The sequence below is a fragment of the Streptomyces sp. SM10 genome, from assembly GCF_002910915.1.
Lineage (GTDB): Bacteria > Actinomycetota > Actinomycetes > Streptomycetales > Streptomycetaceae > Streptomyces.
In genome coordinates this window covers 15,637-35,043 of sequence record NZ_NEUF01000019.1, presented here as the reverse complement: position 1 = coordinate 35,043, position 19,407 = coordinate 15,637, and the positions used below count along the sequence as shown (strand labels likewise).

Annotated in this window: 19 protein-coding genes; 13 read left to right on the top strand and 6 right to left on the bottom strand. The window is 72.6% G+C overall.

The annotated features are described in order from the left end of the window. From B9S57_RS01110 to B9S57_RS01080, 7 genes are all read left to right on the top strand, one after another. On the top strand, positions 1 to 583 hold a 583-nt coding region (locus B9S57_RS01110), incomplete at its 5' end, for an acetyl-CoA carboxylase biotin carboxyl carrier protein subunit (protein ID WP_181011192.1). Positions 584 to 623: 40 nt separating this feature from the next. After that, positions 624 to 1,793, top strand: coding sequence for an acyl-CoA dehydrogenase family protein (locus tag B9S57_RS01105; protein WP_103513645.1), 1,170 nt, complete (start codon positions 624 to 626; stop codon positions 1,791 to 1,793). An 83-nt stretch (positions 1,794 to 1,876) separates the two neighbouring features. After that, the gene (locus B9S57_RS01100) at positions 1,877 to 3,454 is read left to right on the top strand and encodes a 4-coumarate--CoA ligase family protein (protein ID WP_103513644.1); all 1,578 of its coding nucleotides are present in this window, start codon (positions 1,877 to 1,879) and stop codon (positions 3,452 to 3,454) included. After that, entirely contained in the window at positions 3,451 to 4,185 is a 735-nt protein-coding gene (locus B9S57_RS01095) for an enoyl-CoA hydratase family protein (RefSeq protein ID WP_103513643.1), read from the top strand. Before B9S57_RS01100 ends, B9S57_RS01095 begins: the two co-directional genes overlap by 4 nt. After that, the gene (locus tag B9S57_RS01090) at positions 4,173 to 4,778 is read left to right on the top strand and encodes a TetR/AcrR family transcriptional regulator (RefSeq protein WP_103513642.1); all 606 of its coding nucleotides are present in this window, start codon (positions 4,173 to 4,175) and stop codon (positions 4,776 to 4,778) included. The genes B9S57_RS01095 and B9S57_RS01090 overlap by 13 nt, the downstream gene beginning before the upstream one ends. 86 nt (positions 4,779 to 4,864) lie before the next feature. After that, the gene (locus B9S57_RS01085) at positions 4,865 to 5,311 is read left to right on the top strand and encodes an SRPBCC domain-containing protein (RefSeq protein ID WP_103513641.1); all 447 of its coding nucleotides are present in this window, start codon (positions 4,865 to 4,867) and stop codon (positions 5,309 to 5,311) included. Continuing rightward, positions 5,308 to 5,661 carry a metalloregulator ArsR/SmtB family transcription factor gene (locus B9S57_RS01080; protein WP_308457371.1) on the top strand — a complete coding sequence of 118 codons (354 nt, stop codon included), beginning with the start codon at positions 5,308 to 5,310 and terminating at the stop codon, positions 5,659 to 5,661. Before B9S57_RS01085 ends, B9S57_RS01080 begins: the two co-directional genes overlap by 4 nt. A 107-nt stretch (positions 5,662 to 5,768) precedes the next feature. Here the strand turns inward: B9S57_RS01080 and B9S57_RS01075 are convergent, their stop codons facing one another. Next, the gene (locus tag B9S57_RS01075; RefSeq protein ID WP_103513640.1) at positions 5,769 to 6,878 is read right to left on the bottom strand and encodes a citrate synthase 2; all 1,110 of its coding nucleotides are present in this window, start codon (positions 6,876 to 6,878) and stop codon (positions 5,769 to 5,771) included. A gap of 257 nt (positions 6,879 to 7,135) precedes the next feature. Between B9S57_RS01075 and pdxH the strand changes: the two genes are divergently transcribed. Next, positions 7,136 to 7,768: a pyridoxamine 5'-phosphate oxidase gene (pdxH, locus tag B9S57_RS01070; RefSeq protein WP_103513639.1), complete on the top strand. Its 633-nt coding sequence runs from the start codon at positions 7,136 to 7,138 to the stop codon at positions 7,766 to 7,768. A gap of 420 nt (positions 7,769 to 8,188) precedes the next feature. Next, positions 8,189 to 9,577, top strand: a complete 1,389-nt coding sequence (locus tag B9S57_RS01065) for a PAS domain-containing protein (RefSeq protein WP_103513638.1) — start codon at positions 8,189 to 8,191, stop codon at positions 9,575 to 9,577. 33 nt (positions 9,578 to 9,610) lie between these two features. Here the strand turns inward: B9S57_RS01065 and B9S57_RS01060 are convergent, their stop codons facing one another. Beyond that, positions 9,611 to 10,366, bottom strand: coding sequence for an SIS domain-containing protein (locus tag B9S57_RS01060; RefSeq protein ID WP_103513637.1), 756 nt, complete (start codon positions 10,364 to 10,366; stop codon positions 9,611 to 9,613). Positions 10,367 to 10,575: 209 nt separating this feature from the next. On the opposite strand from B9S57_RS01060, the gene B9S57_RS01055 reads away from it, so the two are divergent. Further along, positions 10,576 to 11,268, top strand: coding sequence for a metal-dependent transcriptional regulator (locus B9S57_RS01055; RefSeq protein WP_103513636.1), 693 nt, complete (start codon positions 10,576 to 10,578; stop codon positions 11,266 to 11,268). A 628-nt stretch (positions 11,269 to 11,896) separates the two neighbouring features. After that, positions 11,897 to 12,781, top strand: coding sequence for an alpha/beta fold hydrolase (locus tag B9S57_RS01050; protein WP_103513635.1), 885 nt, complete (start codon positions 11,897 to 11,899; stop codon positions 12,779 to 12,781). A 112-nt stretch (positions 12,782 to 12,893) separates the two neighbouring features. Here B9S57_RS01050 and B9S57_RS01045 read toward each other — a convergent pair whose 3' ends face one another. Genes B9S57_RS01045 through B9S57_RS01035 form a run of 3 tightly spaced genes read right to left on the bottom strand, consistent with a single transcriptional unit; the run spans position 12,894 to position 16,074 of the window. Next, positions 12,894 to 14,537: a transporter gene (locus B9S57_RS01045; protein ID WP_103513634.1), complete on the bottom strand. Its 1,644-nt coding sequence runs from the start codon at positions 14,535 to 14,537 to the stop codon at positions 12,894 to 12,896. Beyond that, complete coding sequence (locus B9S57_RS01040) at positions 14,534 to 15,358, bottom strand: ABC transporter ATP-binding protein (protein WP_103513633.1); 825 nt, start codon at positions 15,356 to 15,358, stop codon at positions 14,534 to 14,536. Before B9S57_RS01040 ends, B9S57_RS01045 begins: the two co-directional genes overlap by 4 nt. A gap of 38 nt (positions 15,359 to 15,396) precedes the next feature. After that, positions 15,397 to 16,074, bottom strand: a complete 678-nt coding sequence (locus B9S57_RS01035; RefSeq protein ID WP_103513632.1) for a bifunctional DNA primase/polymerase — start codon at positions 16,072 to 16,074, stop codon at positions 15,397 to 15,399. A gap of 255 nt (positions 16,075 to 16,329) precedes the next feature. Between B9S57_RS01035 and B9S57_RS01030 the strand changes: the two genes are divergently transcribed. Then, the gene (locus B9S57_RS01030; protein ID WP_103513631.1) at positions 16,330 to 17,712 is read left to right on the top strand and encodes a transcriptional regulator; all 1,383 of its coding nucleotides are present in this window, start codon (positions 16,330 to 16,332) and stop codon (positions 17,710 to 17,712) included. A 142-nt stretch (positions 17,713 to 17,854) separates the two neighbouring features. Here B9S57_RS01030 and B9S57_RS35070 read toward each other — a convergent pair whose 3' ends face one another. Further along, on the bottom strand, positions 17,855 to 18,127 hold the full coding sequence (locus B9S57_RS35070) for a hypothetical protein (protein ID WP_258036153.1): 273 nt from the start codon (positions 18,125 to 18,127) through the stop codon (positions 17,855 to 17,857). On the opposite strand from B9S57_RS35070, the gene B9S57_RS01025 reads away from it, so the two are divergent. Beyond that, positions 18,113 to 19,366 carry a hypothetical protein gene (locus B9S57_RS01025; protein ID WP_258036152.1) on the top strand — a complete coding sequence of 418 codons (1,254 nt, stop codon included), beginning with the start codon at positions 18,113 to 18,115 and terminating at the stop codon, positions 19,364 to 19,366. The two genes, B9S57_RS35070 and B9S57_RS01025, sit on opposite strands and share 15 nt — an antisense overlap. The last annotated feature ends 41 nt before the right edge of the window (positions 19,367 to 19,407 follow it).

The following is a 19,407-nucleotide window of genomic DNA, read 5'->3' as shown; positions in this document are numbered from 1 at the left end:
CGCCGGCAAGACCACCGCCGTGAAGATCCTCTCCACCCTCTTCGGCGCCTGGCGCAACCTGGCCTCCGCACCGCAGACCCGGCGCTACCGGGCCGAGCCCGACGGCACCGAGTACGAGATCGCCTACCGCACCGGCCGCGACGGCACGCCGACCCCGGAATCCGGCGAGCGTGTCGTCGCCGCCCGCCCCGGCAAGGTCACCCTCGAAACCGGTGGTGTGACACGGCACTTCACCGTCGCCCCGCACGGCGACCGCACCTACGTGGACACCACGTCCGGTTCGTACACCTTCACCGCCCTGCCCCGCTTCACCGACCCCGCCGAACGCACCGAACCCGGCTCCCTGCTCGCCCCCATGCCCGGCACCGTCGTCCGCCTCGCCGACGGACTCGCGCCGGGTGCCGCCGTCCGGGCCGGGCAGCCGCTGATCTGGCTGGAGGCGATGAAGATGGAGCACCGCATCCTCGCCCCCGCGTCCGGCACCCTCACCGCACTCCACGCCGCCCCCGGCCTCCAGGTCGAGGTCGGCGCGCTGCTCGCCGTCGTACAGGACGCGCCCGCGCCCGAAGACGCGTCCGACTGACCGTCCGCGCCCGCACCCGCGCACCAGGAGGAGACGCCCCATGAGTACCGTCCTCGAAACCGAAGAGCACAAGGCACTCCGCGCCGCCGTGGCCGCACTCGGCACACGCTTCGGACGCGACTACACCACCGCCCTGGCCCGCAAGGGCGAGCACCCCCGCGAGCTCTGGGACGAGGCGGGCAAGCTCGGCTACCTCGGGGTCAACCTTCCCGAGGAGTACGGCGGCGGAGGCTGCGGCATGGCCGAACTCTCCATCGTCCTGGAGGAGCTGGGCGCGGCGGGCAGCCCTCTGCTCATGCTCGTCGTCTCCCCGGCCATCTGCGGCACCGTCATCGCCCGTTTCGGCACCGAGGCCCAGAAGCGCGCCTGGCTGCCCGGCCTGTCCGACGGCAGCCTGACCATGTCGTTCGGCATCACCGAGCCCGACGCCGGCTCCAACTCGCACCGCATCACCACCACGGCCCGCCACGACGGTGAGGGGGGCTGGATCCTCAGCGGCCGCAAGGTCTTCATATCCGGCGTCGACATCTCCGACGCCACCCTGATCGTCGGCCGGACCGAGGACGCGAAATCCGGCAAGCTCAAGCCCTGCCTCTTCATCGTCCCCCGCGACGCCCCCGGCTTCACGCACACCCCGATCGAGATGGAACTACAAGCGGCCGAGAAGCAGTTCGAGCTGGTGCTCGACGACGTACGGCTGCCCGCCGGCGCACTCGTCGGTGAGGAGGCGGACACCGGGCTGCTCCAGCTCTTCGCCGGGCTGAACCCCGAGCGCATCATGGGTGCGGCCTTCGCCATCGGCATGGGCCGTCACGCCGTCGGGCGTGCGGTGGAGTACGCCAGGACCCGCACCGTCTGGAAGGGTGCGCCCATCGGCTCCCACCAGGCCATCGCCCATCCGCTCGCCCAGGCGCACATCGAGCTGGAGCTCGCCCGGCTCATGATGCAGAAGGCCGCGAAACTCGTCGACGACGGCGACGACATCGGCGCCGGCGAGGCCGCCAACATGGCGAAGTACGCCGCCGCCGAGGCCTGCGTGAGGGCCGTCGACCAGGCCGTCCACACCCTCGGCGGCAACGGCCTCACCCGCGAGTACGGGCTCGCCTCCCTGATCACGGCCGCACGTGTCTCCCGTATCGCGCCCGTCAGCCGGGAAATGATCCTCAACTACGTCTCCCACCAGACCCTGGGCCTGCCGAAGTCGTACTGACGACTTCCGGTCATGTCCAGGGTCTCCCCATTCGCCCTCGCAGGGGCGATTCTGGCCCTCCACCCGCGTCGAAGGGGACCGCCATGGTGTTCCACAGCGAGTACGCAGACGTCCAGCCCCTCGAAAGACCCATCCACGAAGCCGTCCTGGGGAACGCCGCCGACTTCGGTGACACGCCCGCCCTGATCGACGGCACCAACGGCATGAGCGTCACCTACGGCCAGCTCGACACCTTCCACCGGCGTATCGCCGCGTACCTCGCCGCGGCCGGACTCCGCAAGGGCGACGTCCTCGCCCTGCACAGCCCCAACACGATCGCCTACCCGCCCGTCTTCTACGGGGCGACCCGGGCGGGCGCCACCGTCACCACGATCCACCCGCTCGCCACCCCGGAGGAGTTCGCCAAACAGCTCGGGGACTCCGGCGCCCGCTGGATCGTCACGGTGTCGCTGCTCCTGGACGTCGCCCGCCGGGCCGCCGAACTCGCGGGCGGGATCGAGGAGATCTACGTCTGCGACCAGGCCGAGGGACACATCTCCGTACTCGACATGCTGGGCTCCACCGCCCCCGAACCCGAGATCACCTTCGACCCTGCCGAGGACATCGCGGTCCTCCCGTACTCCTCGGGCACGACCGGCACCCCCAAGGGCGTCATGCTCACCCACCGCTCCATCGCCACCAACCTGGAGCAGCTGCGGCCCTTCGTCCCGCTCGGCGAGCGCGACCGCATCCTGGCGGTTCTCCCCTTCTTCCACATCTACGGGCTGACGGCTCTCATGAACGGCCCGCTCCGCTACGGCGCCACGGTCGTCGTCCTGCCCCGCTTCGACCTCGCCCAGTTCCTGGAGACGATCCAGACCCACCGGATCACCGGCCTCTACGTCGCCCCGCCCATCGTGCTCGCCCTCGCCAAGCACCCGCTCGTCGCCGACTACGACCTCTCGTCGCTGGAGTACATCGTCAGCGCGGCCGCCCCCCTGGACGCCGAACTCGCCGCGGCCTGCTCCACCCGGCTCGGCGTGCCCGCCGTCCGCCAGGCCTACGGCATGACCGAACTCTCGCCCGGCACCCACGTCGTGCCCCTGGACGCCGTGAACCCGCCGCCCGGCACCGTCGGGAAGCTGCTGCCCGGCACCGAGATGCGGATCGTCTCGCTCACCGACCCCGGCATCGACGTCGGGACCGGCACCGACGGCGAGATCCTCATCCGCGGCCCGCAGGTGATGAAGGGCTACCTCGGCCGGTCCGACGCCACCGCCGCGATGATCGATGCCGACGGCTGGCTGCACACCGGTGACGTCGGCCGGGTCGACAGGGACGGCTGGCTGTACGTCGTCGACCGGGTCAAGGAACTCATCAAGTACAAGGGCTACCAGGTCGCCCCCGCCGATCTGGAGGCCCTGCTCCTCACCCACCCCTCGATCGCCGACGCCGCCGTCATCGGGGTGTACGACGCCGACGGCAACGAGGTCCCCAAGGCCTACCTGGTCCGCCAGGCCGGTGCGGAGGACCTCAGTGAGGAGGACGTCATGGAGTACGTCGCCGACCGGGTCTCCCCGTACAAGAAGGTCAGACAGGCCGAGTTCATCGAGGCCGTCCCCCGCGCGGTGTCCGGCAAGATCCTGCGGCGCGAGCTGCGCGAACGGGAGAAGCCGCGATGACCCTGGCACCGCCCGCCCACGACCGGGGCATCACCACGCTCACCCTCGACTCCCCGGCCAACCGCAACGCGCTCTCGGCCCGGCTCGTCGGCGAACTCACCGAGTCCCTGGCCGGCTGCGCGGCCGACGACACCGTCCGGGCCGTCGTCCTCACCCACACCGGAAACACCTTCTGCGCGGGCGCCGACCTGACCGCACCACCCGACCCGGCGGCGTTCGTCGCCCTGATGCGCGCGATCGTCGCCCTGCCCAAGCCCGTCGTCGCCCGGGTCACCGGACACGTCCGGGCCGGCGGGCTCGGGCTCCTCGGCGCCTGCGACATCTCGGCGGCCGGACCGGACGCCACCTTCGCCCTCACCGAGTCCCGCCTCGGCCTCGCCCCCGCCGTCATCTCCCTGCCCCTGCTGCCTCGCATCGACCCGCGCGCCGCCGTCCGCTACTACCTCACCGGCGAACGCTTCGACGCGGGTGAGGCGGCCCGCATCGGCCTCGTCAGCCTCGCCGGCGAGGATGTGGACAAGGCGCTCGTACCGGTACTCGACGGACTGCGCCGGGCATCCCCCCAGGGGCTGGCCGCGTCGAAGGAGCTGGTCACGGTTACTGTGCTGCAGAGTTTCGACAGTCACGCCGAAGACCTCATCGCCCGCTCGGCATCGCTCTTCGCCTCCGACGACGCACGGGAGGGGATGACGGCCTTCCTGGAACGACGGGATCCCCCATGGGTGCTGTGACACCCCCCAGAACCCCCGCCGCGAAGTCACCCAAGCAGGACCGCAGCCGCGCCACCCGCCAACGGCTGCTCGAAGCCGCGGTCGCCTGCCTCGCCGAACACGGCTGGGCGGGCTCCACGGTCTCCGTCGTCGCCGAACGCGCCGGGGTCTCACGGGGCGCGGCGCAGCACCACTTCCCCACCCGCGAGGACCTGTTCACCGGCGCCGTCGAATACGTCGCCGAGGAACGCTCCGCCGCCCTGCGTGCCCTGCCCGTCCAGGGCCGCACGGCGGTGGTCGCCGCGCTCGTCGACCTCTACACGGGGCCGCTCTTCCGCGCCGCGCTCCAGCTCTGGGTGGCGGCGTCCAACGAGGAGCAGCTCCGGCCCCGGGTCACCGAACTCGAGGCCCGGGTGGGCCGCGAGACCCACCGGATCGCCGTCGCGCTCCTGGGCGCGGACGAGACCCGCCCCGGGGTGCGTGAGAGCGTCCAGGGCCTCCTCGACATGGCCCGCGGCCTGGGTCTCGCCAACCTGCTGACGGACGACGGGGCGAGGCGGGAGCGGGTGGTCGCGCAGTGGGCGCGGCTGCTGGACGGGGCCCTGGATCAATGAGAAGCAACCGTGAGGTTGCTCCTGGATGGTGACTGTGCAACCCTGGGGTTGCACCCATTCATCGGTGGAAGCGAAGGAGCTCTCTCATGAACGAGGACAGGATCGAACGCGAAACCCTGATCGCGGCCTCCCTGGAGCGTGTCTGGTCGCTGGTGACCCAGCCCGGTTTCTGGGTGGCGGAAGAGGCGAGCCTGCCCGGCACCGTGGCCCGGGAGGGCGAGACGACCACGGCGAAGAACGCCGAGTACGGCGACTTCCCCGTGCGCGTGGAGACGGTCGAGCCGCAGACCCGTGTCGTGTACCGCTGGGCCAGCGCGTTCCCCGGCGAGGAACTGCGTGACGGCAACAGCACCCTCGTGGAATTCACCCTGCTGCCGGAGGGCGACTCGACGCGACTGCGGGTCGCGGAGAGCGGGTTCAGCGCGCTGGACGGCTCCGACGAGCTGCGCGACAAGGCGATGGAGGACAACTCCGGCGGCTGGTCGCCCGTGCTCGACGCGCTCAGGAAGCATGCGGAGGGGAAGTCGGCGTGACGGAAGGGCATCACCGGCCGGCCGAGGAGGTCGACGGCGTCCTCGGCGCCCTTGCCGACCCGATGCGGCGCCGGATACTCGACCTGCTCGCCGCACAGGGGGAGGCCACCGCGACGACCCTCGCCGAAGCGCTGCCCGTCTCACGGCAGGCGGTGGTCAAGCACCTCGCGGTCCTGGACGCCGCTGGACTGGTCTCCGGCCGACGGGTGGGACGTGAGGTGCGCTACACGGTGCGGCCCGTCGCGCTTGATGCCACGGCGCGCTGGATGTCCGCGCTGGCCGGCGAGTGGGACCGTCGGCTCGACCGGGTCAAGCGACTCGCTGAACAGGCGGAGCGGGACGCGACCTGACGGTCCCTGGGCTGAACGGGCGTACGGCGCTCGTCAACGGGCCCCGGCGCAAGGCGGGTTCACCGCCCCGTGCCGGGGCGCCCCGGCACGGGGCGCCCAAGCGCCGGTCAGTTCCCCAGGTCGGCCAGCTGGTCGTAGCCGGCGATCTCCCGAGGGTTGCGGGTGCCCGGTCCGACGTACGTCGCCGAGGGGCGCACCAGGCGGCCGGTCCGCTTCTGCTCCAGGATGTGCGCCGACCAGCCGGCCGTGCGGGCGCAGCTGAACATCGACGTGAACATGTGCGCCGGGACCTCGGCGAAGTCCAGCACGATCGCCGCCCAGAACTCGACGTTCGTCGCCAGGACGCGGTCCGGGCGGCGGGCGTGGAGCTCCTCCAGGGCGGCCTTCTCCAGCGCCTCGGCGACCTCGAAGCGGGGGGCGGCCAGCTCGCGGGCCGTGCGGCGCAGCACACGGGCGCGGGGGTCCTCGGCGCGGTACACGCGGTGGCCGAAGCCCATCAGGCGCTCGCCCTTGTCCAGTGCCTGCTTCACGTACGCCGTGGCGTCGCCGGTCCGCTCGATCTCCTCGATCATGCCGAGGACCCGGGACGGCGCCCCGCCGTGCAGGGGGCCCGACATGGCGCCCACGGCTCCGGAGAGGGCGGCCGAGACGTCCGCGCCCGTCGAGGCGATGACGCGGGCGGTGAACGTCGAGGCGTTCATCCCGTGTTCGGCGGCCGACGTCCAGTAGGCGTCGACGGCCTTGACGTGCTTCGGGTCCGGCTCGCCGCGCCAGCGGATCATGAACCGCTCCACCACGGACCGCGCCTTGTCGATCTCGCTCTGCGGGACCATCGGCAGCCCCTGGCCGCGGGCGGACTGGGCGACGTACGACAGGGCCATCACGGCGGCCCGGGCGAGGTCGTCGCGTGCCTGCTCGGCATCGATGTCGAGCAGCGGCTTCAGGCCCCATACCGGGGCGAGCATCGCGAGGGCGGACTGCACGTCGACACGGATGTCACCGGAGTGCACCGGGATCGGGAACGGCTCGGCGGGCGGCAGGCCGGGGTTGAACGCCCCGTCCACCAGCAGACCCCAGACGTTGCCGAACGAGACATGGCCGACGAGGTCCTCGATGTCGACGCCCCGGTAACGGAGCGAGCCGCCTTCCTTGTCGGGTTCGGCGATCTCCGTCTCGAACGCGACGACTCCTTCAAGTCCGGGTACGAAGTCGGACATCGGGCGGCTCCTCGACTCGGCGGCTGTATGACGGCCACGGAGGCCGCTCCACGATACTGGCGGGTTACCACGACGCGGGGAAGGGTGACGTCCGGCACAGCCTCCCGGCTCGCGGACCGGCGGCCGAGCCCCTTCCCGCAGGGAACACCGGCCCGCTGCGGCAGGATGGCCCCGTGCCCACAGCCGATGCCACTCCGTCTTCCGCTTCCGCCTCCTCTCGCGCCCCGTCATCCGATTGCACCACCGATCCGGCCGCGATGCGCGAGCAGTACCGCTCCGAGGACTTCACCGAGAAGGATCTCGCCGCCGACCCCATGGACCAGTTCGCCCGCTGGTTCCGCCAGGTCGCGGGGGGCGGCGCCCTCCACGAGCCGAACGCGATGGTGGTCTCCACCGCCGACTCCCGGGGGCGTCCGTCCTCGCGCACGGTGCTGCTCAAGCACTACGGGGCCCGCGGCTTCGTGTTCTTCACCAACTACGGCTCCCGCAAGGGCCGCGAACTGGCCGCGAACCCGTACGTCTCGCTGCTCTTCCCCTGGCACCCGCTCGCCCGCCAGGTCATCGTCACCGGCACGGCCGCGCGTGTCGGACGCGAGGAGACGGTCGCGTACTTCCGTACCCGCCCGCACGGCTCCCAGCTGGGTGCCTGGGCGAGCGAGCAGTCGACGCCGATCGGCTCGCGCGGGGAGCTGCTCGACCGCTACGAGGAGCTGGCCGCCCGCTACCCGGAGGGCGAGAAGGTCCCGGCCCCGCCGCAGTGGGGAGGCTTCCTGGTCGTGCCGGACGCGATCGAGTTCTGGCAGGGCCACGAGAACCGGCTCCACGACCGGCTGCGGTACGTCCGGGACACCCCGGACGCCGGCTGGCGGGTGGAGCGTCTCTGCCCCTGACCCGTCCGCCCACCGCCGCCGCCTCCCCACCGGACGGCCCGGGAGGCGGCGGCGGGGACGCAGAAACCCGCAGGCTCTGGTCCCTCCTTGCGGAGGAGCCGGCCGGACTTACCGGCGAGCCTGCGGGTCGGTGACTGCTTGGGATTGGCCGGCGACCGGCCTGCACTGCAAAGAGCGCGACGACGGGCGTCAGCCCGCAGTCACCTCACGAGTCCGAGAAGAAATCACTTCCGGAACACCTCCTTTCGCGTGTACCCACAGCCTAGGAACGCCCCCCGGCACCGCACAAGCGAATTAACGGGACCGGGTGGACGCCGGATTTCCGGGAAGTGGCTGTGTGGTGGCTCACGTTCGAGTTCAATGGTCTGACGTGCGGCAATGCGGAACGCGAAGCGGAATACGCCCTGCGGGAGGTACGGAGTGAGTGCTTCCAGGAGCACCGGGACCACCGACGCGATCGGCCCCGACGAAGACCCGGAACCGGCACCGTCGGAGACGGTGATCCCGGGCTCCCGGCTTCTCGCCGCGCTGCTCGACGGGATGGACGCGGCGCTCTGCGCCTTCGACGCGCACGGCACCATCACCCACTGGAACCGGGAGGCCGAGCGGATCCTCGGCTGGACCGCCGCGGAGGCCGTCGGGCGGCGGGGCTTCGCCGGGTGGGCCGTACGGAGCGCGGACGCCGGGGACGTGCAGGGGCGGCTACTGGCCGTCATGGACGCGCCGGGGCGGCAGGTCCACGAGTTCGCCCTGCTGCGCAAGGACGGCGGACGCGTCCTCGTGCGGACCCAGTCCTCGGGGGTCCGCGGTGAGGACGGGAAGCCCGCCGGGGTGTACTGCGCGTTCAGCGAGGTGCACGCGCAGATCGATCTGGAGCGGTCCATCGCCCTCAGCGAGGCCCTGTTCGAGGAGGCGTCCTGGGGCGTCGTCGCCGTCGACGTCGATCTGCGCCCGACCGTGGTCAACGCCTACGCCGCCCGCGCGCTGGGCGGCGGGCGCACCACGCTGCTGGGACGCCCGCTGGGCGAGCTGGTCGTGCAGGGCGTCGAGGACCTGGAGGGCGCGCTGCAGCATGTCCTCGCCGAGGGCACCCCGCCCGCGCCCGCCGAACTGTGGGTGACCCTGCGGACCGCCGACGGCGACCGGCGTCGCTGCTGGCGCAGCGGGTTCCTGCGACTGGCCTCGCCGCTCGCGGAGGAGCCGGTTCCGCTCGGGGTCGGCTGGCTGTTCAGGGATGTCACGGCGGCGAAGCTCGCGGAGCAGGAAGCGGACCGGGTGCGGTTCCGTGCGAACCAGCTGCACCGGGCGGCCCGCCGGGCCGCGGAGTGCGAGGACCCGATGGAGGCGGCCACCACGTCGCTGGACTACGCCCTGGCGGGGTTCGCCGACCACGTGGTGGTGGACCTGCTGGTGGATCTCGCGGCGGGGGAGCGGCTCGTACGGGCCGCCACCACGCCGTCCGACGCACCGGGCCCCTGCCTGCCGGTCTCCGGGGGCCCACTCCCGGTGCGGTACGCGCCGGGGCACCCGGCGCTCCAGGCGGTGGAGCGTGCGGGGTCCGTCCGCGCCGCCGCTCCGGCCGGGTCCGGCGACGCCTGGGCCGTGGAGCACCAGTGGCCCGGTGACTCGGTGCACGCCGTGTGCGCGGTGCTGCGGAGCCGCGGGCGGACGCTGGGCGTGGTGACGTTCCTGCGCGCGGCGAACCGCAGCGCGTTCGAACGCCCGGACGTGGTGTACGCGGAGAGCGTGGCGGTCCGGGTCGCCTCCTCGGTCGACCTGGCCCGGCTGACGGCCGAGCCGGGGCTCTGAGGGTCCGGAGTCGGAGGAGGGGCCGCGCGGGCCTCAGTGCCGGTAGAAGATCCGGTCGCCGTACTCCCGCATCACGCGACCGTTCCACTCGTGGCCGCCGTCGACGTTGCCCGAGCGCAGCAGCGGCGGCTCGATCCCCCGGGCGACGAGCTCCTCCGCCGCGGTGGCCATCATGGCCTGCATCAGCGCGCTGGTGACGACCGTCGAAGCGGGTGCGAACGGCGCCTCCACGCCCTCCGCCGTCAGCTCCGCGTCCCCGATCGAGATCTTGCTGTCGAGCACGATGTCGCAGTGGTCCCGGAGGAATCCGCCCGAGGCGTGCCGGGACCTGGTGCCCGTCGTGTACGCGACCGAGGTCACCCCGACGACCGTCAGCCCGAGTGCCCGCGCGTTCTGCGCCATCTCCACGGGCAGCGCGTTGCGCCCGGACAGCGAGATGATCACCAGGAGGTCGCCGGACCTGGCCGGGCTGGAGTCGAGCACGGCACTCGCGAGACCGTCCACCCGCTCCAGCGCGGAGCCGAGCGTGGCGGGCATGACGTCGACGCCGACGGTGCCGGGCACCGCGAGCAGGTTCATCAGGGCGAGCCCGCCCGCCCGGTAGACGACGTCCTGCGCGGCGAGCGAGGAGTGCCCGGCACCGAAGGCGAAGAGCCGGCCGCCCGCGGCGACGGTGTCGGCGATCGCGGTCCCCGCGGCGGCGATGGCTCCGGCCTCCTCGTCGCGCACCCGCTCCAGCAGGCCGATCGCTGCGTCGAAGAACTGACCGGCGAGCTTGCTGTCGCTCATCGAGGAGACCTTTCCTGCGGGGATGGGGGTCCGTGCGGTGCCCGTGTCGCGGATCACGTTGCGGTCTGGACCAGTGGGCTGTCAATAGCGCCCGGGACCGGCCCCGGGCGCAGGCTCCCGACGGCGGGGCACGGTTACCGGTGCCATGCGTCAGAATTGGTGGAGGGCCATCGCACGACGACTTCATGTCACAGCATCGAGGGGCACGTATGTCCGGACTGATCGACACAACGGAGATGTATCTCCGCACCATCCTCGAGCTCGAAGAGGAAGGCGTGGTCCCCATGCGCGCCCGTATCGCCGAACGGCTGGACCAGAGTGGTCCGACGGTCAGCCAGACGGTGGCGCGGATGGAGCGGGACGGGCTGGTCCAGGTCGCGGGCGACCGCCATCTGGAGCTGACCGAGGAGGGGCGCCGCCTGGCGACCAGGGTGATGCGCAAGCACCGGCTCGCCGAGTGCCTGCTCGTCGACGTCATCGGCCTGGAGTGGGAGCAGGTCCACGCCGAGGCGTGCCGCTGGGAGCACGTGATGAGCGAGGCCGTGGAGCGCCGGGTGCTGGAGCTGCTCCGCCACCCGACGGAGTCGCCGTACGGGAACCCGATCCCGGGCCTGGAGGAGCTGGGCGAGAAGTCCGAGGCCGACCCGTTCCTGGACGAGGGCATGGTGAGCCTGGCCGAGCTCGACCCGGGCACGGAGGGCAAGACCGTGGTGGTGCGCCGGATCGGTGAGCCGATCCAGACCGACGCACAGCTGATGTACACGCTGCGGCGGGCGGGCGTGCAGCCCGGTTCGGTCGTCAGCGTGACGGAGTCGGCCGGCGGGGTGCTGGTCGGTTCCAGCGGGGAGGCGGCCGAACTGGACTCCGAGGTCGCCTCGCACGTCTTCGTCGCAAAGCGCTGACCAGCGCAGACGCAGGTACCGGCGCCCCGCCCGCATGTGCGGGCGCCGGTGCGGATGCACGTGCAGATGTGAGCCGGTAAGCCCGCTTTCTGTTTTCCGTCCGGAATCGCAGCGCCCGGGCGAAACGCGTGCCAGGCTGTGGCCAGGCAGATGACCTGAGGGTGCCGGCAGTGTCTGCCGCGCGGTCCGGGGAGGGAGCGGGGAATTGCACCCGTCGCACTGGCACGTGCACCGTGAGGTGGCTGCCGTGTGCTCCCGTGCCGCCGCGCTCCCCGGGGCCCTCGCGGCCGGTGGGCGTGTTCGAATCACCCCGGCCGACCGCCGCCACGAGCGCGGACCCGCGCCTTCCGGACCATGGGACAGCCCCGGCGCCCGAAGGTGCCGGGGCCGGTCCTCCCCTGCGCTGACCCGGAGCCCCGAGCTCTCGAGGTCAGTCCCCGCGGACCCCTGTCCCCGAGTGGTCCGCTTCCCGGAGAGGGTCTCCCCTCGGGGGCCGTCGTCAATCCTGAACCGCTGTCACTCGAACGTGGGATGTTGCGAGCCGGAAGCAGGTTTTCGAATAAGAGTTCGATAGTCTGGCGAGGACGAACACACGGTGATCGAGGACCCGAAGGGGGTGCCAGAACCTATGGTGCGGCGCATCGATGTGACCGGATCGGACGGTGCACGCCTCGCGGCCTGGGAGTTCGCCGACCAGCCCAAGGAGCGACCGGAGGCCGGGCAGGCCCCGGGGATCTTAATGCTCCACGGACTGATGGGCCGGGCCACGCACTGGGCCTCCACCGCACGCTGGCTCTCCGAACGCCACCGGCCGGTCGGTCTCGACCAGCGGGGCCACGGGCGCAGCGCCAAGCCCGCCGACGGCCCGTACACCCGTGACGCCTACGTCGCGGACGCCGAGGCCGCGATCGAACAGCTCGGTCTCGCCCCGGTCACCCTCATCGGGCACTCGATGGGCGCGCTCACCGCGTGGCAGCTCGCCGCGAAGCGCCCCGATCTCGTCAAGGCGCTGATCATCTGCGACATGCGGGCCTCCGCTCTCGGGGCGGCCTCGCAGCGCGAGTGGGAGGACTGGTTCAACGCCTGGCCACTGCCCTTCGCGACCCTGGCCGAGGTGCGGAAGTGGTTCGGCGAGGACGACCCCTGGGTGGAGCGGCCCAACCCCTCCCGCGGTGAGTTCTTCGCCGAGGTGATGGCCGAGGGCTCCGACGGCTGGCGGCCCGTGTTCTCCCAGGAGCAGATGCTGACGTCCCGGGCCACCTGGGTCTACGACGCCCACTGGGAGGAACTGGCGCAGGTGCGCTGCCCCACCCTGGTCCTGCGCGGGATCGAGGGGGAGCTGGGCAGGGCGGAGGCCCAGGAGATGGTCCGCGTCCTGCCGCGCGGGCAGTACGCCGAGGTGGAGGACGCCGGCCACCTCGTCCACTACGACCGGCCGGAGGACTGGCGCAGAGCGGTGGAGCCGTTCCTGGAACAGCTGGCCGAGGGCTTCCGGGAACCCGTCAGCCCCTGATCCCGGAAGCCTCCTGATCCCGGAGGCCTCCTGGACCCGGGAAGGTGCTCGCTCCGCCCCGGAAGCCCTCCGACCCGGAGGCCCCACGTCCCCCGGGCCCTCGGCCCGAACCTCAGCCCTTGCTGACCGCGGCCAGGATCTCCGGGAGCCGGTCCGCCGCCCGTGGAGCCGCCAGCCGTACGCCCAGCCACCCGATGAACGCCCCGTACACCGCTCCCACCGGCAGCAGCAGCCACAGCAGGTCCTGATGCCCCGCCACGTGCAGCCAGATCGTCAGCCCGATCACGGGCCCGCTGAGCACCGCGGACGCCACCATGCCGCCGAGGATGGAGATCCAGGCGAGCCCGGCCTGCCCCGGCACGACGTTCTTGAACGCCCCGTCCTGCGGGATCGAGTACGGGAACAGCGCCGAGGCCAGGGCGCCCGTCGCCAGCATCGCGCCGAGCAGGGCGAACGACAGCCCCACCACACCCGGCAGCGCGGCCCAGTCCCCGAGCACCGCCGCGGTCACCACCGTCACCAGGACCGTGTACGGCAGGGTGATCAGCAGCAACGCGAGGGCCCGCGCCCGCAGTTCGAGATAGGCGTCCCGGGTCGAGGAGACCGACAGCGCCACCATCCAGAAGGCGGAGGTGTCCTGACCGAACTGGTTGTACATCTGCATGCCGAGCATCCCGGCCGCGAAGCAGGCGAAGTAGACGGACCCCGTCCCCTGCACCGCGTTGAGCACGGGCACGATCAAGCCGATCGCCAGGGCCGTCACCCAGGACGCCTTGGTCTTGGGATCCCGCACGACGTACCGAAGGCTCCGCTGCATCACCGTGGCCGTACGTCCCTCGGGAAGCAGGGCGAAAAGCCCGGAGCGGTCCGTGCCGGACCGGCCGGCGGACGGTTCGGCGGCGGCGATCGTGGAGCCGTCCGGCGCGGTCATCAGCTTCTCCAGGCTCCGCTGCCACAGCCACAGCAGGGCTCCCAGCGCGAGCACCGAGAGGAGCAACTGCCCGAGCGCCGCACCGTAGGACCCCTCGGAGGCGGACCCCACCGCCCCGAGCGCGGAGGCCGGCGGGAGCCACCGCACCACGTCCGCGACGGGTTCGAGCGAGGACAGCCCGCCGGCCCGGCCGAGGCGCTGGGCACCGAAGTTGACGAACTGGATGCCCACCGCGATCACCAGCCCGCTGAGCACGGCGAGGTCGCGGCCCTTGCGTGAGGTCAGCAGCCGGATGTTGGCCGTGGCGACGGACCGTGCCAGCGCCACACAGACCAGCAGCGTCAGCGGGACCGCGACGACCCCGAAGGCCACCGCCGCCACGCCGTGCGCCACCGCGATCACCGAGCCGAGGACCAGGGCGAGCGTGAAGAGCGGCCCGATGCCGACCAGCGAGGCCACCAGCAGCGCCCCGACCAGCGGACGGGGCCTCAGCGGCAGCATCACCAGTCGGCTCGGGTCCAGGGTCTCGTCGCCGCTCGGGAAGAACAGCGGCATCACCGCCCAGCCCAGCGCCACCACCGCCGTCAGCAGCACCACGAGCGTGCCCGCCTGCGCGTGGCCGCGGAGCGCGACCAGGCCGATCACCTGACCCGCCGCGAGCAGCACGGTCACGACGAGGGACGCGATGTAGGCGGCCCGCCGCCCGGACGACTGGCGCAGACCGTTGCGCAGCAGCGTCAGTTTGAGCCGTACGAAGACGGGGACGAGCCCCTGACCGGGCACGGCCGGGACGGTGGTCCCCGCGGGGGCGTCCAGCACCGTCATCGGGCACCGCCCAGCCAGTCCAGGGACTTCCCGGTGTCCCGCGCGCCCGCGCCGACCAGTTCGAGGAAGGCGTCCTGGAGGGAGGCCGCGTCCCCGCGCACCTCGTCCAGCGTGCCCTGGGCCCTGATCCGGCCCGCAGCCATCACGGCCACCCAGTCGCAGAGGGACTCGACGAGCTCCATCACATGGCTGGAGAAGACCACGGTGGCGCCGGAGCGGGTGTAGCGCTCCAGCACCCCGCGGATGGTCTGTGCCGACACCGGGTCGACGCCCTCGAACGGCTCGTCGAGGAAGAGGACCTCGGGGTTGTGCAGCAGGGCCGACGCCAGCCCGATCTTCTTGCGCATCCCGGTCGAGTAGTCCACGACGAGCTTGTGCTGGGATCCCGCGAGGTCCAGGACGTCGAGCAGCTGGGTGGCCCGCTTGTCCACCTCCGAGCCCGGCAGGCCGCGCAGCCGGCCGGTGTAGCCGAGGAGTTCACGTCCCGAGAGGCGCTCGAAGAGCCGCAGTCCCTCAGGGAGCACCCCGATCCGGGACTTCACCTCGACGGGGTCCCGCCACACGTCGTGGCCGCCGACCTCGATGCGGCCCATGTCAGGCCTGAGCAGCCCGGTCACCATCGAGAGCGTGGTGGTCTTCCCCGCGCCGTTGGGGCCGACGAGACCGATGAACTTGCCCGCCGGCAGGTCCAGATCGATCCCCCCGACCGCGATCTGCTCCCCGAACCGTTTCCACAGCCCCTCCACCCGCACGGCGGGTCGTGGTGCTGGAGCCACACCCGCCAACTCGGTTCCGCCTGCGCTGTTCGCCTGGTCCGGCATGGCACTGCCTTTCGATATCCCCGCGTGTGGGGACCACCCTACGAAAGACGGCTCCGGGCGTCGGCCGCTTCCCGGGCACAGGCGTACGCGAGCGGGCTGATCAGCTCGTCCGCGTCGGGCAGCCAGAGATCGGCCCGGGACGGGCGGCGGGCCCACTGCACGGCGCCCCGCCCGGCCATCCGGGTCGGCGGCCCCGCCACGTAGTCGCCCTCGCCGCGCCCCACGAGCCCGATCGCCCTGGCGTCCCAGCCCAGTTGGTCCACGAGCTCGGGGGCCTTGGCCGCGGCGCCCGGCAGGGCGAAGAACAGCATCCGGCGGTCCGGTGTGCGCGTCACCGGGCCCAGCGTGAGCCCCATCCGCTCCATCCTGGCCAGGGCCAGGAAGCCGGCCGACTCCGGTACGTCCAGGGCGTCGAAGGTCCGGCCGGCCGGCAGGAGGACCGACGAGCCCGGCTGCCGGGACCACATCCGGCGTGCGGCGGCGCCGCTGCCGGTCGCCTGGCCCGCCCAGTCGGCCCGGGTGGGATGGGCCCCGGGGGCGGCGCAGGCGGGCGCACCGCACGAGCAGCGCTCCGTCCCCCCGACGGCCTCCAGCCAGGTGCCGGGGAACACGTCCCAGTGCCGCTCCTGGGCGTACCAGGCGGCGGCCTCGAGCAGCTGTTCGCTCCGCTGCTGGGGGACCTGGGCGGCTTCCGTCACTCCGATGGGCTCTTCCACGCCCCACTCAACTCCCGGCGCCACCCCGGGTTACGGGCGCGCGTGCGCCCTTCGCGGCGTATCGATCCTGCATATGGGGCGCACGGAGGCATGGGCGGGGGCGCGCGCGAGCGAGTGCACCGGTGCGGGGGTAACCACTTGCACGACTGTGCCAACGCACCGCCGCTCGTACCCGATACAGATGAATATGCGCATTTCTCGTGCCGTGCCGGGCAGTGATTGCTTCACTGAATCACTGCGGTCTCAGGGGGAAAAATGGCAGCCAGGCCTCTCGTCGCACGACAGCCGAACGAACGGCTCCAGACGCTCATCCAGGAGGCGGCGTGCTCCAACGCCGGCCTCGCGCGCCGGGTCAACATGGTCGGGGCGGAACGGGGGCTCGACCTCCGCTACGACAAGACCTCGGTGGCCCGCTGGCTCCGCGGACAGCAACCACGCGGCAGGGCGCCCGGAATCGTCGCCGAGGCGATCGGCCGCAAGCTCGGCCGCACGGTCACGATCGACGAGATCGGCATGGCCAACGGCAAGAGCCTGGCCTCCGGCGTCGGCCTGCAGTTCGCGCCCACCGTGCTCGGCGCGGTCGAGCAGGTCTGCGAGCTCTGGCGCAGCGACGTGGGCCGCCGCGATCTGCTGTCCGGGTCGGCGGTGGCCGCCTCGGCGCTGGTCGAGCCCAGCCGCGACTGGCTGATCTCGGGCGCGGACCCGCAGGTGGCGCGGACGGCCGGGAGCAGGGTCGGGATGCCGGACGTGGCGGCGGTGAAGGCGATGACCGCCGCGCTCGTCGACCTGGACCACCGCTTCGGCAGCGGGCACGTCCGGCCCGTCCTGGTGCACTACCTCAACAGCGTGGTGTCCGGGCTCCTTTCGGGGTCGTACCGCGAATCGGTCGGCCGCGAGCTGTTCGGCGCGGTCGCCCGGCTCACCGAGCTCGCCGGGTACATGGCCGTCGACACCGGTCAGCCGGGGCTGGCCCAGCGGTACTACATCCAGGCGCTGCGCCTGGCCCAGGCCGCGGGCGACCGGGCGTACGGCGGCTATGTGCTGGCCGCGTCGATGAGCCATCTCGCGGCGCAGCTCGGCAACCCGCGCGAGATCGCCCAGCTGGCGCGGGCCGCGCAGGAGGGCGCGCGGGGGCGGGTGACCCCGCGGGCGGAGGCGATGTTCCACGCGGCGGAGGCCCGGGGCCACGCGCTGATGGGCGACGCCCGTACCTGTCAGGTCGCGGCGGGCCGGGCGCTGGCCGCACTGGAGCAGGCGGACCCCGACTCCGGCGACGACCCCGGCTGGATCGCCCACTTCGACGCGGGATACCTCGCCGACGAGCTGGCGCACTGCCACCGGGACCTGGGGCAGGCCGAGCCGGCCGCCCGCCGGGCGAAGGAGGCCCTGGCCGCGCTCCCGGAGTCCCGCACCAGGCGCCGGGGCATCGGCCTGGTGCTGCTGGCCACGGCGCAGGTGCAGCAGCGTGAGGTGGAGCAGGCGTGCCACACCGGGTTGCGGGCGATGGAGCTCCTGGGGACGGTGCGCTCCAGCCGGGGTGCCGAATATCTCGACGATCTCCAGCTCCGGTTCGAGCCGTACGCCGACCAGCCCGCGGTCCGGGAGTTCGGTGCCAGGCTGGAACTCCAGGCCGCCTGACCGGCGCCCACGGCGAGTTGACGGTGAACAGCGCCGTTGGTGCCGTAGGTGTCACCCGCGGTGTGAAGGGGTGGTGAGCGCCCTTGGGCGCTTGGCGCCCGGCCGCGGGCACCCGGTAGCGTGAACCGACGATTCCATAGGTTCACACGTAGGAGTCCCGGTGACGCAGAGCGGACAGGGTGACGAGCCGCAGCTTCCCGCTGTACGGCCCGCACACGAAGGTGTCGTGCTGCCCGCGGAGGGTGGATCCCCCTGGAACACGGGGGGCCAGGCCGGCGGGCAGCAGGACCAGGCCGTCCCTGCGGGCGGGCAGCCGTGGGGCCGGCCCTGGGGGCCGCAGGACACCCACCAGGAGGGCCTGCCACCCGGTCAGCTGCCGCCGGAGCAGCACCAGCAGGACGTGCACCAGCAGCACGGGCAGTACCAGCAGTACGCCCCGCAGCAGGACGCGTACCAGCAGCAGCACGATCCCTACCAGCACCAGCACCAGCACCAGCACCAGCACCAGCACCAGCAGCAGGCGTACGCCCAGCCACTGCCGCCCGAGGCCGCGCCCCTGGGGCAGGGGCCGGGCGGGGACGCCGACGCCACGCAGTACATCGCGCCCGTCCCCGGCGGCGCCCTCCCCGGAGGGATGCCGCCCGAGCGCGCGGCGGAGTCCACGCAGTACCTGGAGCCGACCACCGCCGCCGGGCAGCCGTCCGACGCCGATGCGACCCAGTACATACCCCCCGTGCCCGGCGGTGCCCCCTACGGCATCCGGCCCGGAGCCCCGGGCGACCGGCAGCCCCCCGCCGAGTTCGACAGCCTCTTCCGGAGCGAGGAGCCCGCGGGCTCCACGCAGCAGATGCCCCGCTTCGACCCCGGGCACCAGCAGCAGCCGCCCCGGACCCACCAGGGCGCCCCGGGCGGCCAGCAGCCGCCGCAGGACGGCCTCCCCTACGCGTCGGGCCCGCAGGGCCCCCACGACGGATACCCGGGCTCCGGAGCGCAGGTCCCGGACGAGGGCCGGGGCGCGCCCCGCAGACGGTCGGCGCACATCCCCCTGATCGGGGCGGTCGTCGTCGGCTGTGCCGTCATCGGGCTCGGCGCCGGCGCACTGATGAGCGGGGGCGACGAGGGCCCTTCGGACGACAAGCAGCCCGTGGCGGCGCAGAGTTCGTCCGGGAGCGCGCCCACGACCCCGGCGGCCGACCCCGCGAAGCCGCAGGCCGAGGCCCTCGACAAGCTGCTCGCGGACAGCAACAACAGCCGGTCGGCGGTGATCGGTGCCGTGGAGAAGATCAAGAGCTGCCGGGCGCTCGACCAGGCGGCCTCCGACCTGAAGAGCGCCGCCCAGCAGCGCCGGGGCCTGGTCACCCGGCTCGAGGCGCTGAGCGTCGACCAGCTCCCGGACAACGCCGAACTGAAGGCGTCCCTGAACAAGGCGTGGCAGGCGTCGGCGGAGGCCGACGACCACTACGCGGCCTGGGCCGGTCAGGCCAAGTCCGACAAGAAGGTCTGCAAGGGCGGCAAGGCCCGCTCCACCGACGCGACAGCCAAGGCCAACGCGTCCAGCGGGGAGGCAACCGCGGCCAAGCGGAAGGCCTCGGGGCTGTGGAACACCCTCGCGCAGAAGTACGGGCTGACCGAGCGCGCTCCCACGCAGCTCTGACCCTGCGGGGAAGAGCCTCCGGCCCGGTGTCCACGGGAGGC

Excerpts from the sequence above, each read along its gene's own strand:
- B9S57_RS01105 (WP_103513645.1), top strand. The coding sequence starts at position 624 with ATGAGTACCGTCCTCGAAACCGAAGAGCACAAGGCACTCCGCGCCGCC.
- B9S57_RS01100 (WP_103513644.1), top strand. The coding sequence starts at position 1,877 with ATGGTGTTCCACAGCGAGTACGCAGACGTCCAGCCCCTCGAAAGACCC.
- B9S57_RS01095 (WP_103513643.1), top strand. The coding sequence starts at position 3,451 with ATGACCCTGGCACCGCCCGCCCACGACCGGGGCATCACCACGCTCACC.
- B9S57_RS01090 (WP_103513642.1), top strand. The coding sequence starts at position 4,173 with ATGGGTGCTGTGACACCCCCCAGAACCCCCGCCGCGAAGTCACCCAAG.
- B9S57_RS01085 (WP_103513641.1), top strand. The coding sequence starts at position 4,865 with ATGAACGAGGACAGGATCGAACGCGAAACCCTGATCGCGGCCTCCCTG.
- B9S57_RS01075 (WP_103513640.1), bottom strand. The coding sequence starts at position 6,878 with ATGTCCGACTTCGTACCCGGACTTGAAGGAGTCGTCGCGTTCGAGACG.
- pdxH (WP_103513639.1), top strand. The coding sequence starts at position 7,136 with ATGCGCGAGCAGTACCGCTCCGAGGACTTCACCGAGAAGGATCTCGCC.
- B9S57_RS01060 (WP_103513637.1), bottom strand. The coding sequence starts at position 10,366 with ATGAGCGACAGCAAGCTCGCCGGTCAGTTCTTCGACGCAGCGATCGGC.
- B9S57_RS01055 (WP_103513636.1), top strand. The coding sequence starts at position 10,576 with ATGTCCGGACTGATCGACACAACGGAGATGTATCTCCGCACCATCCTC.
- B9S57_RS01050 (WP_103513635.1), top strand. The coding sequence starts at position 11,897 with ATGGTGCGGCGCATCGATGTGACCGGATCGGACGGTGCACGCCTCGCG.
- B9S57_RS01045 (WP_103513634.1), bottom strand. The coding sequence starts at position 14,537 with ATGACGGTGCTGGACGCCCCCGCGGGGACCACCGTCCCGGCCGTGCCC.
- B9S57_RS01040 (WP_103513633.1), bottom strand. The coding sequence starts at position 15,358 with ATGCCGGACCAGGCGAACAGCGCAGGCGGAACCGAGTTGGCGGGTGTG.
- B9S57_RS01030 (WP_103513631.1), top strand. The coding sequence starts at position 16,330 with ATGGCAGCCAGGCCTCTCGTCGCACGACAGCCGAACGAACGGCTCCAG.